The organism is Streptomyces cyaneochromogenes (assembly GCF_003963535.1).
GTDB lineage: Bacteria > Actinomycetota > Actinomycetes > Streptomycetales > Streptomycetaceae > Streptomyces > Streptomyces shaanxiensis.
Map to the genome: position 1 here is coordinate 2,048,761 of NZ_CP034539.1, position 13,027 is coordinate 2,061,787.

The 13,027-nt window shown below is 72.0% G+C and carries 11 protein-coding genes; 4 read left to right on the plus strand and 7 right to left on the minus strand.

From position 1 onward, the window contains the following. Position 1 precedes the first annotated feature (1 nt). Positions 2-583, minus strand: coding sequence for a GNAT family N-acetyltransferase (locus tag EJ357_RS09015; protein ID WP_175647343.1), 582 nt, complete (start codon positions 581-583; stop codon positions 2-4). 67 nt (positions 584-650) lie between these two features. Between EJ357_RS09015 and EJ357_RS09020 the strand changes: the two genes are divergently transcribed. After that, entirely contained in the window at positions 651-1,598 is a 948-nt protein-coding gene (locus EJ357_RS09020; RefSeq protein ID WP_126390370.1) for an RluA family pseudouridine synthase, read from the plus strand. Between the two features lie 581 nt (positions 1,599-2,179). Here EJ357_RS09020 and EJ357_RS09025 read toward each other — a convergent pair. From EJ357_RS09025 to EJ357_RS09050, 6 genes are all read right to left on the minus strand, one after another. Beyond that, a complete protein-coding gene (locus tag EJ357_RS09025) occupies positions 2,180-3,688 on the minus strand; it encodes a cytochrome P450 (RefSeq protein ID WP_126390372.1) in 1,509 nt (502 codons plus the stop codon). Between the two features lie 199 nt (positions 3,689-3,887). Further along, entirely contained in the window at positions 3,888-4,508 is a 621-nt protein-coding gene (locus tag EJ357_RS09030) for a GTP-binding protein (protein ID WP_126390374.1), read from the minus strand. Continuing rightward, positions 4,489-4,887 carry a DUF742 domain-containing protein gene (locus tag EJ357_RS09035; RefSeq protein ID WP_126390376.1) on the minus strand — a complete coding sequence of 133 codons (399 nt, stop codon included), beginning with the start codon at positions 4,885-4,887 and terminating at the stop codon, positions 4,489-4,491. Before EJ357_RS09035 ends, EJ357_RS09030 begins: the two co-directional genes overlap by 20 nt. After that, entirely contained in the window at positions 4,884-5,291 is a 408-nt protein-coding gene (locus EJ357_RS09040; RefSeq protein ID WP_031486688.1) for a roadblock/LC7 domain-containing protein, read from the minus strand. The genes EJ357_RS09035 and EJ357_RS09040 overlap by 4 nt, the downstream gene beginning before the upstream one ends. After that, a complete protein-coding gene (locus EJ357_RS09045) occupies positions 5,288-6,883 on the minus strand; it encodes a sensor histidine kinase (protein WP_126390378.1) in 1,596 nt (531 codons plus the stop codon). Before EJ357_RS09045 ends, EJ357_RS09040 begins: the two co-directional genes overlap by 4 nt. Before the next feature lie 347 nt (positions 6,884-7,230). Then, positions 7,231-7,866 (minus strand): TetR/AcrR family transcriptional regulator, encoded by a 636-nt coding sequence (locus EJ357_RS09050; protein WP_126390380.1) that lies wholly within the window; start codon positions 7,864-7,866, stop codon positions 7,231-7,233. Between the two features lie 211 nt (positions 7,867-8,077). Between EJ357_RS09050 and EJ357_RS09055 the strand changes: the two genes are divergently transcribed. Genes EJ357_RS09055 through EJ357_RS09065 form a run of 3 tightly spaced genes read left to right on the plus strand, consistent with a single transcriptional unit; the run spans position 8,078 to position 13,019 of the window. Beyond that, a complete protein-coding gene (locus EJ357_RS09055; RefSeq protein WP_126390382.1) occupies positions 8,078-8,902 on the plus strand; it encodes an urea amidolyase associated protein UAAP1 in 825 nt (274 codons plus the stop codon). Next, positions 8,899-9,510, plus strand: a complete 612-nt coding sequence (locus EJ357_RS09060; RefSeq protein WP_126390384.1) for an urea amidolyase associated protein UAAP2 — start codon at positions 8,899-8,901, stop codon at positions 9,508-9,510. The genes EJ357_RS09055 and EJ357_RS09060 overlap by 4 nt, the downstream gene beginning before the upstream one ends. Next, on the plus strand, positions 9,507-13,019 hold the full coding sequence (locus EJ357_RS09065) for a 5-oxoprolinase/urea amidolyase family protein (protein ID WP_126390386.1): 3,513 nt from the start codon (positions 9,507-9,509) through the stop codon (positions 13,017-13,019). Before EJ357_RS09060 ends, EJ357_RS09065 begins: the two co-directional genes overlap by 4 nt. Positions 13,020-13,027 lie beyond the last annotated feature (8 nt).

The window sequence follows — 13,027 nt, forward strand, 5'->3', positions numbered from 1 at the left end:
CTCAGTCGCCCTGCACGCGCGCGTGCAGATGCATGTCGTGCCGGCCGTCCCGGTGCAGGGCGGAGCTGCGCTTGGTGCCCTCCAGGCGGAAGCCGGCCTTGGCGGCGACCCGGCAGGACGCCTCGTTGCGGACGGCGTGCAGGAGTTCGAGGCGGTGGAAGCCGATGTCGTCGAGGGCCCAGCGGGCGAGGGTGATCGTGGCGCGGGCCGCGACGCCCTGGCCCCGGGCCTGGGCGGTGGTCCAGTAGGCGACCTCGGCCGTGGCCTCGTCGAGGTGGATCTCGCGCAGGGCGACGCGCCCCAGCAGACGGTCGCCGTCCGCGTCGACCACGGCCCACTGGGGCGCTCGCTCCTGCGCCCACGCCTTCAGCCACTCCTCGATCCAGCCGCCGACCTCCTCCACCGAGTCGGCGGCCCGGACGTGCCACTGATGCATCACCGGGTCCTGGAAGGCCGCGTGCACGGCGGGCGCGTCCTCGGCCCGCCAGGGGCGCAGGAGAAGGCCGTCACCGGTGGGGAGGGTGGGCTGCGGGAGACGGGCGAGGGTTCCGGCGGGCAGGACGGGACCGGTCAGGAAAGGCATGTGCGGGATCCTGCCAACGCGTCCGGGCGGGTCCGACAGAATTTCCGGCGCCGTACGCTTGATCGTGATGAGACGCCGTAACCAGCCCCCGCCCTCTCCCCTGCCGCAGCGCGACGGGGTCGACGCGGTGCGGGTGCGGCTGCCCTTCGAGGGGGCGTGGACCACCGTTCGGGAGTATCTGGTGGAGCGGCTTTCGGGGGCGGGGCCCGGGGTCGTGGCCGGGATGTTCGACACCGGGCAGGTCGTCGGCGCGGACGGGGAGGCGGTGACGGCGGACGCGGCGTATGTGCCGGGGATGTTCGTGTGGTTCCACCGGGAGCTGCCCGCGGAGGTGCGGGTGCCGTTCGCGGTGGACGTCGTGTACCGCGACGACCACATCGTCGTCGCCGACAAGCCGCACTTCCTGGCCACGACGCCGCGCGGCGGCCATGTCACCGAGACCGCGCTCGCGCGGCTGCGCCGGGAGCTGGGCCTCCCCGCGCTGGGCGCCGCGCACCGGCTCGACCGGCTCACCGCCGGACTGCTGCTGTTCACGGTGCGGCCAGAGGAACGCGGCGCGTACCAGACGCTGTTCAGCGACAAGCGGGTGCACAAGGAGTACGAGGCCGTCGCGCCGTACGACCCCGGGCTCGCCCTGCCCCGGACCGTGCGCAGCCGCATCCTGAAGGAACGCGGGGTGCTCGCCGCCCGGGAGGTCGACGGCGAGCCGAACGCCGTCACGCACGTCGAGGTCGTCGAGCAGCGCGACGGCCTCGCCCGTTACCGGCTGACGCCCACCACGGGGCAGACCCACCAGCTACGGGTCCACATGAACGCCCTCGGCATACCACTCCTCGGCGACCCGCTGTACCCCGAGGTGACCGCCCCCACCCCGGCCGACGACTTCCGACGCCCCCTCCAACTACTGGCGCGCGCACTGGAGTTCACCGATCCGGTGACGGGGGCGGCCCACCGGTTCCGCAGCACGCGGACCCTTGAGGCCTGGGCGTCGTACGCCGGGTGGGCGGGGCGGTAGCCGTACGGCGGGGCCTGCCGGTCCGGTCCGGGGGCCGAGCCCACTGCCGCACCGGGGCCGGGCACCGGACCCTGCCGACCTGGACCGGGCACCGAGCCCCTTACCGGTCTGGGCAGGACACAGGCTCCCCTGCTGGTCCGGGGCCGCGCGCCGAGCCCTCTGTCAGACCAGGGCCGGACACCGCACCCTGCCAGACGGGGCCACGCACCGAGCCCCCAACCGGTCGGAGCAGGGAACCGACTCCCCGGCCGGCCCCCGCCTGACCGGGCCCGCGCACCGGGCGCCCTGTCGCCCAGGCCGGACAGGGCCCCTGCCGAACGGAGCCACACACCGAGCCCCCACCGGTCCGAGCAGGGAACCGACCCCCCGGCCGGCCCAGAACCAGGCACCGGCCCCTGCCCGACCGGGGCCGCGCACGAGCCCCCTGTCGGACCAAGGCCGGACACCGCACCCTGCCGGACCGGGGCCACACACCAAGCCCCCGACCGGTCCCAGCCGGACGCCCCCTCCCCGACCGGACCGCGGCCAGGCACCTGGCCCCCTCCAGGACAAGAGCCAGGCACCGAGCCCCAACCGCTCGCTCAGTTCCCCCGCCACCACCGCAGGAACCGCCGCCAGGGCCCGTTCGCCCGAGCCGGTTCCGGTGCCGCCGGTGCCGTCGGAGCCGCTGTCGGCGTTGGCGTCGCCGCGGGCGGCGGTGGGACGGTCGGCTGGGTCGCCGGGGCGGGTGACGGCTGGGCGGTCGGGGGGGCGCCGACCTGCCAAGTGGCGCGCTGGGCCGGGACCGAGGCGTGGCCCGGCTTCTGCAGGACGTCCTGCGGCGGCTTCGGCGCGAAGCGGACCGGCAGTGCCACCAGGTGGGCCGACATCATCGACTGCCGCCACTCCAACTCGTCCTCGGCGCAGTCGAGTTCCACGTCCGGCAGCCGCATCAGCAGCGCGTCGACGCCGACTTCGGCGATGGCACGGCCGATGTCCGCGCCGGGGCACTCGTGCGAGCCGCCGCCGAAGGCGAGGTGGGAGCGGTTGCCCATCATGTTGGCGGAGAGGTCGGGGCGTACGCGCGGGTCGACGTTGCCCGGGGCCGGGGCGAAGAGCAGACCGTCCCCCTTGCGGATGCGCTGGCCACCCAACTCCGTGTCCTGCTTGGCGAAGTAGCCCAGGACGGCGCTGAACGGCGGCTCGTCCCACAGGGACTGCTCGACCGCCTCCGGCACCGTCATCTGCCCGCCGCTGAGCTGGGCCCGGAACCGCGGGTCGGTGAGGACGACGCGCAGCACGTTGGCGAGGAGGTTCGCGGTGGCCTCGTAGGCGGCGATGAGCACGACCCGCAGGTGCTGGCCGACCTCCTCGTCGGTCAGCCGCGCCGGGTGGTTGATCAGGTGGGTCGTGAAGTCCTCCTGCGGCTGCGCCCGCCGCTTGACGGTGAGCCGCATCAGGGCGTCCATGATGTACGCGTTGCTGGCGATCGCGGTCTCGGTGCCCTTGAGCATGTCGCGGGCGGCCTCGACGATCCGGTCGTTGTACTCGTCGGGCATGCCGAGGATCTCGCACATCACGGCCATCGGCAGATGCTCGGCGTACTGGTCGACCAGGTCCGCGCGGCCCTCCTCGCAGAACCGGTTGACGAGGCGCTGCGTGGAACGGTTGATGTGGCGGCGCAGACCGCGATGGTCGATGGTGGACATGGCGCCGGTGACCGCACCGCGCAACCGCAGATGTTCGTCGCCCTCCGCGTGGGAGCAGATCGGCTGCCAGGTGATGAGCGGCATCAGCGGGTGGTCGGGCTTGACCATGCCCTCCAGCAGCGGGTTCCAGATACGGCTGTCCCGGCAGAACTGCGAGGGCGTGCGCACCATGTGCAGGTTCTCGGTGTGGCCGAGGACCACCCACATCGGCACATCGTCGTGGAGCAGTACCGGCGCCACCTGGCCGTGCTGCTCACGCAGTTGCTCGTACAGCTCGCCCAGGTCCTCCGCCTCATGGAGCCGGTGCAGTGCTCCGGGGCCGATTCCGTGGGCCGGGCAGCCGGGCGGTGGGGCGGGAAAGGCGTCGTGCGTACCGGTCGTGGAATGGGATTCACGCGTCACAGTGGTCGCTCCGAAGTGGATCCGGTGTCTGGGGAGTCAAAACGCATGCGGATACGGCGGGTATGAATGAGCGGGTGCGGATGAGCGGGTGCGGGGACGGGGCAGGTGAGGGTACGGGCGGGTGCCAGGGGCTGCCGGACACAAGGGACTGGGGACGCTCCGGCGAACGGGACTGCCTGAACGCGGCCGCGTGAGCGCGCTACCTGAGCGCGCCCGACACGGCGAGCGAGTGCAGGAAGTGCATCAGGGTCATCAGGACGTCACGGCTGGAGGCCCGGCGGCGCACGTCGCACTCGACGATCGGGATCTCCTCGTCGAGGTCGAGCGCCGCGCGCAGGTCGTCGATGCCGTAACGGGGCGCGTCGGGGAAGGAGTTGACGGCGACGACGAACGGCACGCCGCGCTCCTCGAGTCGCCCTATGACGTCGAAGCTGACTTCGAGCCGACGGGTGTCGATCAGCACGACCGCGCCCAGCGCGCCCTCGAACAGCCCGTTCCACAGGAACCAGAAGCGCTCCTGGCCGGGCGTGCCGAAGAGGTACAGCACGAGCTGGTCGGTGATGCTGATGCGGCCGAAGTCCATGGCGACCGTGGTGGCCGTCTTGGTGTCCGAGCCGAAGTTGTCGTCGACACCGATGCCGGCCTGCGTCATGGTCTCTTCGGTGGTCAGCGGCCTGATCTCGCTGACCGAGCCGACCATGGTCGTCTTGCCGACCCCGAAGCCGCCCACGATCACGATCTTGACCGCGGCCTCGGCCGTGTGCGGCAGCTGGTCCTCGGTCCGTGGACCGGGGATGGTGTCAGAGCCTTTGAAGTCCATGCATCACCGCTTCGAGAAGGGACCGGTCGGCGACGGCCTGGCGCACGATCGGGGCGCGCGCCGTCACCAGGTCGGCCGTCAGCAAGTCGGTGAGCAGGACCGTCATCGCGCTGAACGGCAGACTGAGATAGGCCGAGAGTTCGGCCACGGACAGGGGGGTCGTGCAGAGCCGGAGCAGCGCCGCCTGCTCGGGCGCGGCGGAGGGCGGTGGGTCGGCGCTCGCCACGATTAAGGTGACCAGGTCGAACTCGGCGCGCTCGGCGCCGTCCTTTCCGGCCACCACGAAGAGCCGTTCGGGGTTCTTCTTCTGCCCCGGCTGGGGCGGGGGTGGGGGCGGTTGTCCGTTGGGGTATCGCCGCTGGCGTTGCGGAGGAGTCATACGGTCTGACCGTTGCGCCTCGACGGACTCGTGAGATGGGCGCCGATGCGGCCGACGAGGTCGGACATGCGGTTGCTCATCAGGCCGGGCTCGGCGAACGTGTCGGAGAGGACGGCGAGATAGGCGTTGGCGCCGGCGGCCATCAGATAGAAGTAGCCACCGTTGATCTCGATGAGGACCATCTTCATCTTGCCGTCGCTGTTCGGGATCTCCGTGGCGACCGCGCTCGCCAGGCTCTGCAGACCGGCGCAGGCCGCGGCGACGCGGTCGGCGGTGTCCGGGTCGCCGCCGTAGCGGGCGATGCGCAGACCGTCGGCGGAGAGCACCACGATCATCTCGATGCCCGGAACGCCGTCGTGGAGCTCCTTGAGCATCCAGTCGAAGTTGGCGCGCTGCTGGATCACTTGGGGTCCCCCTCGTCGTCGGCCTCGCGGCGGGCCGGTTGGGTTCGCGGCTGGAGTGTGTACGGGTCGGGCTTGTCCTTGAGTCCGTTCCAGAACGCCTCGACCCACGCACCGGGGGCGGGCTCGTCCACCTCCGGCTCGGGCATGGGCACGGGTTCGGGCTTCGGCGTCGACCAGATCGTCGGCCTGCCCTCCCGTTCGGCCCGCTCGATGGCCGCCTGCTCGGCGAGCCGCTTGCTGAGCGGGGTCTTGACCCGGCTGCGGCGCTGGGGCAGCCCGCCGGCGGTCCATTCGGTGACCACGGGGACGTCGTCCTCCATGGACACCGCGGCGGGGATCTTCGGGCTGGTGGGGCGCCGCTTCTTGGGTGTGCGCTTGGGACCTTCGAGCGCACCGGGTCCGAGCTTGGGCGCCGACACGGCGCCGATGCCGTGCGCGTATCCGGGCGCGGCTTCGGTGGTGAGCATCTCGCGCGGGATCACCAGGACGGCACGGACACCGCCGTACGCGGAGGTGCGCAGGGAGACCTGCATGTTGAACGCCGTACACAGACGGCCGACGACGGCCAGGCCCAGTCGTGGGGACTCGCCGAGTTCCTGGAGGTCTCCGCCCACCTTGGCGCGCTCCAGCATGCCCTCGACCCGGGCGCGGGCCTCCTCGCTGAGGCTGACGCCGGCGTCCTCGATCTCGATCGCGATGCCGGTCTGCACCTCGGTGGCGGTGACGTGCACCTCGGTCTGCGGCGGCGAGTAGCGCGTGGCGTTGTCGAGGAGTTCGGCAGCGGCGTGGATGACCGGTTCGACGGAGATGCCGCGGACGTTGACCTGGGCGATGGAGTCCAGCTTGATGCGGCGGTACTCCAGGATCCGGGACATGGCGCCGCGCAGCACGCTGTACAGCTGGACGGGGTTGGGCCACTGACGGCCCGGTCGGCCGCCGCCGAGCACGGAGATGGAGTCGGCGAGGCGGCCGATCAGCATGGTGCCGTGGTCGATGCGCAGGAGGTCGTCGAAGACCTCGGGGTTGCGACCGTGGTCCTCCTCCATCTCCCGCAGTTCCACGGCCTGTTGGTGGACGATCGCCTGGACGCGGCGGGCGATGTTGACGAAGGAGCGCTGGGCGGAGTCGCGCAGGGCTTCCTCGTAGTCGACGATGTCGAGCATCGACCTCACCAACGCGAGCTGCGAAGGCGAGAGTTGGGCGTAGGACGGGTCGATCTCGGCGAGGTCACGCATCACCTCATGAGGTGAATTGCCACAGCGCAGCCGGTAGATCGCGGCGGGCGTGACCTCCCGTGCGAGGCGGGCCATCTCCTCGTCGTGGGCGGCGACACGCCGTTCCAGATACGCGGCGTGACGGGCGTGCTCGGCCCGCTCGTCACGCAGGGCGCGGCCGCGGCGCATCACCTCGGCCGCGGATGCCAGCACCAGCAGCAGGGCCACGGCACCGCACACGCCGACGGCCGTCCGGGCCGGTTCCGCCACCACGGCGACGGCGGCTCCGGTTGCCGCGGCCATCACTATGGCGGGCAGCAACATGACGCGCGCGTACGGGAGTTCACGGCGACGGGGCGGGGATTGAACGCTCACCATGTGGGCCCTCTGAAATGAATCGGGTGGGTGTAGGGGGAGCTTGCAGCGGGGTACGTCATGGGTATGTCGGAATCTTCTGCATGTTTGGGAACAAGCGCACGAATACGCCTCAACTCGGTGCGCTGCGGGCGAGCTTAGTCCGACCGGATCATCGCCGTGTCATATTCAGCAAGCACCTGAAATGGGCTGCGTGACAGGAGTACCCTCGGCCCCATTTATACGCTCGGCTTGCATTCGTACACGGTGCGTCACGGCGTACGGACGTGCGAAGAACACTCACCGTGACGGGCGAAGGACCGGGTTCCGGGCGTCCGCCCGAGGGATTCGGACCCCGTTCGCCCGGGTGCTCAGATCCCCGCGATACGCAGCGCGGCGTCCGCCGTCGCCTCGGCGAACACCGGTACCGGGCGCTCCGGGTCGGAGCGGCGGACGAGGATGACACCCTCGATCAGGCCGAAGAGCAGATCCGTACGCAGATCCAGCTCGCTCTTGGCGAGCGCGCCGCCCGCCGCCGTGGCGGCGAGCAACTGGCGGTAGGCGTCCTTGAGTTCGGCGCGCACGGCGTGGAAGCCGGCGAAGCGCTCGGCGCGCACCTCGGGCAGCAGGTACAGCCCGCCGAGGTTGTGCGGGCCGCCGCACAGCAGCTCCACGTCCGTGCGGCACAGCCGCCACAGTCGGTCCTCGGCCGGGGCCGCGTCGTCGGCGAGGAGCTCGCGGGCATAGGCGAGCGAGGGTGTGACCGTGGACTCCAGGAGCTCGGCGAGGAGTTCCTCCTTGCCGGAGACGTAGTGGTACATCGAGGCCTGCCGCATGCCCGCGCGCTCGGCGACGGCGCGGGTGGTGGTGGCGGCGTAGCCCCGGGTGGTGAACAACTCGGCGGCGGCCGCGAGGAGTTCGGCCCGCGGCTCCAGCCCGCTGTCCGGCCGTTGAGCGGCCCGCGGCCTGCCGACCCGTCGGCTTCCCGGCCCACCTGACGTACCCATGGGTTCGATCCTCGCACATCGGGGCGTACGGCGATCTCGACGAGGCTTCGGCGGCGTCCGGACACCTTGCGAGGGGCTGCCGCCTGCCCGAAGGTGGCCCTCGGTAACCACCCGGCAACACCCCCGCAATTCCGCCGACCCACCCCACCCTTAATTTCTGTCGGGCGACAGAAAAGCCCGCAGGTCGACACCCGAGCCGGAGGTCCCGCGCATGGCGACAGAGACCACTTACGGAGCCCGTGACCACGCCCGCGCCCAGGAGGGCAGCCGGGCCGAGGCGATGCCCGTCGTACCGGCGCGGGAGTGGCCGTCGCCGCCCTGCGAGGCGGGGCATCTGGTGTGGGCCGAGACGGTGGCGGGCGGCAACTACACGCACCGGGTGCTGGCCCGCGGCACGGAGCTGCGGCTGACCGACCTGCGCGGCGACGCCTGCGCACACCTGCTGCTGTATGCGGCCGACCGCCCCTGGGAGCGGCTGAACGTCGCCGACACGGTGAAGGTGCAGTGGAACGCCTACCTGGGCGAGAGCCGCCTGCTGCTGTCCGACCAGGGCCGGGTGCTCGCGAGCGTCGTCGCCGACACCTCCGGGCGCCACGACGCCCTGTGCGGGACGTCCACCCTCGTCCGCAACACCGAGCGCTACGGCGACGGCACCGCGCAGTCCCCCTCCCCCGCTGGCCGTGAACTGTTCAAGCTCGCGGCCGCGAAGAACGGCCTGGAGCCCCGGGACCTGCCCCCGTCGCTGTCCTTCTTCCAGGGCGTACAGGTCCGCGAGGACGGCACCCTCGACTTCACGGGCTCGGCCGGTCCCGGCGCCGGCGTGACACTGCGCGCCGAGCAGGACGTGACCGTGCTGATCGCCAACGTGCCGCATCCGGCCGACCCGCGCCCCGAGTACGTCAGCACCCCACTGGAGGTGCTGGCCTGGCGCGCGGCGCCGACCGCCCCCGGCGACCCGCTCTGGGACGCCACCCCCGAGGGCCGCCGCGCCTTCCTCAACACCACCGAATTCCTCGCCGCGAGGGGGCTCGCATGAGCACGAGCACGAGCACGACCGTCGTTCCCGCCCGCTCCGCCTGGTCGTCCGTGGTCCGCGAGGGCGAAACGCTGACCATCACCGACCTGCACGGCAACCAGGCCGTCGACTTCCTCGTGTACGACGCCCGGGACACGTCGGTCCGCTACAGCGCGCCCGACACCATCCACGCGCAGGGCGGCATCTTCCTGACCACGGGCAGCGTGCTGATGTCGAACGAGCACACCGCGCTGATGACGGTCGTCGCCGACGAGGTGGGCCGGCACGACACGGTCGGCGGCGCCTGCTCCAAGGAGTCGAACACGCTCCGGTACGGCCATCACACCTGGTTCCAGCACGCCTGCGTGGACAACTTCCTCGCCGAGGGCGCCAAGTACGGCCTCGGCAAACGCGATCTGGTCTCCAACATCAACTGGTACATGAACGTACCGGTCGAGAAGGACGGCACCCTCGGAATCGTCGACGGCATCTCGGCCCCGGGGCTGTCGCTGACCCTGCGCGCCGAGCGCGACGTCCTGGTCCTCGTCTCCAACTGCCCCCAGATCAACAACCCCTGCAACGGCTTCGAGCCGACCGCGGTGGAGATGACGATCGGGGCCGCTGGATGAGCTTCGACACGCTGCTCGTCGCCAACCGGGGCGAGATAGCCGTCCGCATCATCCGCACGGCTCGCGAACTGGGCCTGCGCACGGTCGCGGTGTACTCCGACCCGGACCGCTCCGCCCCTCACGTCCGGCTCGCCGACAAGGCCGTACGGCTCGGCCCGGCGCCCGCCAAGGACTCGTATCTCGACGCCGACCTGGTGCTGAAGGCGGCCAAGGACAGCGGGGCCGGGGCGATCCACCCCGGCTACGGCTTCCTGTCCGAGGACGCGGCGTTCGCGCGGCGCTGCGAGGACGCCGGGATCGTGTTCGTGGGCCCGACGCCCGAGCAGCTGGAGCTGTTCGGCGCCAAGCACACGGCGCGGGCGGCGGCCGAGGCGGCGGGCGTACCGCTGGCGCCGGGGACGGGGCTGCTGGGTTCGCTCGCCGAGGCGCTCGACGAAGCCCGGGTCATCGGCTATCCCGTCATGCTCAAGGCGACCGGCGGCGGGGGCGGTATCGGCATGTCGGCATGTCGCTCCGCCGACGAACTGACCGAGGCCTGGGAGCGCGTGCAGCGTGTCGCCGCCGCCTCCTTCTCCTCCGCCGGTGTCTTCCTGGAGCGGCTCGTCGAGCGCGCCCGCCATGTCGAGGTGCAGGTCTTCGGCGACGGCGAGGGCAGGGTGGTCACCTTCGGCGACCGGGACTGCACGCTGCAACGGCGCAACCAGAAGGTGGTGGAGGAGGCCCCGGCACCAGGGCTCCCCCCGCACATCCGCGAGCAACTGGCCACCTCCGCACGTGACTTGTGCGCCTCCGTCGGCTACCGCTCCGCCGGCACCGTCGAGTTCGTGTACGACGCCGCCCGCGAGGAGGCGTACTTCCTGGAGGTCAACACCCGCCTCCAGGTCGAGCACCCGGTCACCGAGGAGATCTACGGCGTCGACCTGGTCGTCTGGATGCTGCGCCTGGCACGCGGCGAGCGCGACGTCGTCCGCGACCCGGGCGCACCGCGCGGCCACGCCGTCGAGGCCCGCCTCTACGCCGAGGACCCCTCGCGCGAACACCGGCCCAGCGCGGGCCTGTTGACCAGGGTGGAGTTCCCGAGCGGGGTGCGGGTCGACGGCTGGGTCGAGACGGGCACCGAGGTGACGACGGCGTACGACCCGATGCTCGCGAAGATCATCGCGTACGGCCCCGACCGCGTCCACGCGCTGAAGCGGCTGGACGAGGCCCTGGCCCGCACCCGCGTCGACGGCATCGAGACCAACCTCGGCCTGGTGCGGGCGGCCCTCGCCGAGAGCCGCTTCCGCGAGGCCGCCCACTCGACGGCGACCCTCGCGGCCGTCACCGACCCGACCCCCCGTATCGAGGTCGTCTCCGGCGGCACCCTCACCACCGTGCAGGACTGGCCGGGCCGCACCGGCTACTGGCAGGTCGGCGTGCCGCCCTGCGGGCCGATGGACGACCTGTCCTTCCGGCTCGGCAACCGGGCGCTCGGCAACCACGAGGGCGCTCCCGGGCTCGAATGCACCCTCCAGGGACCGGCGTTGAGGTTCACACACGCCACCACGGTGTGTGTGACCGGCGCCCCGGCCCCGGTGACCGTCGACGGCACGCCGGTGCCGCAGTGGGAGCCGGTGACGGTGCCGGCGGGGGCCCTACTGGAGGTCGGCGCGCCCACCGGGCACGGCCTGCGGACGTACGTCCTCCTCGCGGGCGGCCTCGACGTCCCCGCCTTCCTGGGCAGCGCGAGCACCTTCACGCTCGGCCGGTTCGGCGGGCACGGCGGGCGTGCGCTACGCACCGGCGACGTGCTGCACGGCGGGACGGTCGGGGACGGAACACCGGTTCCCGTACCGGACCGCCCGTTCTTCGGGTCCGTATGGCACATCGCGGCCGTCGAAGGTCCGCACGCCGCGCCGGAGTTCTTCACCGAGGACGACATCCGCGACTTCTACGCCGCCGACTGGAAGGTCCACTTCAACTCGGCGCGCACCGGCATACGGCTCGTCGGCCCGAGGCCGCGCTGGGCGCGCGCCGACGGCGGTGAGGCGGGCCTGCACCCGTCCAACATCCACGACACGCCGTACTCCGTCGGCGCCGTCGACTACACCGGCGACATGCCGGTGCTGCTGGGCCCGGACGGCCCGTCGCTGGGCGGGTTCGTGTGCCCGGCGACGGTGATCAGCAGTGAGCGCTGGAAGCTGGGGCAGCTGCGGCCGGGCGACACGGCGCGGTTCGTGCCGGTGGACGTGACGGGCCGGGAACGACCCGTGATCGTCGACGGCGGCGTACTGGCCCGGGACGGCGACGTGACGTACCGCCGCAGCGGCGACGACAACCTGCTGGTCGAGTTCGGGCCGATGCAGCTGGACCTGGCCCTGCGCATGCGGGTCCACGCGCTGATGGAGACGGTCGCCGAGACCCACCGGGACGGCATCACCGATCTGACGCCGGGCATCCGCTCCCTCCAGATCCAGACGGACCCGAACCGGCTGCCGCAGCACGAACTCCTCGCCGAGGTACGGGAGATGGTCGCGTCCCTCCCGCCCACCGACGAACTCGTCGTCCCCTCCCGCACCGTCCACCTCCCCCTCTCCTGGGACGACCCGGCCACCCGTGAGGCCATCGCCCGCTACATGGCGGGCGTGCGCGACGACGCGCCCTGGTGCCCGTGGAACATCGAGTTCATCCGCCGCGTCAACGGCCTGGAGTCGGTCGAGGACGTGTACCGCACGGTCTTCGACGCGGAGTACCTGGTCCTGGGGCTGGGCGATGTGTACCTGGGCGCTCCGGTGGCGACCCCGCTGGACCCGCGGCACCGTCTGGTGACCACCAAGTACAACCCGGCGCGCACCTGGACGGCCGAGAACTCGGTCGGCATCGGCGGCGCCTATCTGTGCGTCTACGGCATGGAGGGACCCGGCGGCTACCAGTTCGTGGGCCGTACGACCCAGGTGTGGTCGCCCTGGCAGCAGCGCGGGGCGTTCGAGCCGGGGTCGCCCTGGCTGCTGCGGTTCTTCGACCGGATCAAGTGGTACCCGGTGGGTGCCGAGGAACTGCTGGAGCTGCGGGCGGACATCAAGTCCGGGCGGTTCGTGCCGCGCATCGAGGAGGGCTCCTTCTCGCTCGCCGGGTACCGGGCCTTCCTGGCGGAGAACGCCGGGACGATCGCGGAGTTCAGGGGCCGGCAGCGGGCCGCTTTCGCGGCGGAGCGGGACGCGTGGGAGGCGGCCGGCGAGTTCGCGCGGGTGGACGAGACGACGGCGCCGGCCCCGCCCGCGGTCGAGGTGAGCGTCCCGCCGGGCGGGCGGCTCGTCGAGGCCGAGTTCACCGCATCCGTCTGGCAGCTGAACGTCCGGCCGGGTGACGAGGTGACGGCAGGGCAGCCGCTGCTCGCCCTGGAGGCGATGAAGATGGAGTCCAGGGTGCACGCGCCGATGGCCGGCGTGGTCGTGGAGGTCCTGGCCAGGCCCGGAGACCAGGTGGAGGCGGGGACGGCCCTGGTCGTACTCGCGCCCGCCGCGACCTGAATCGCGAG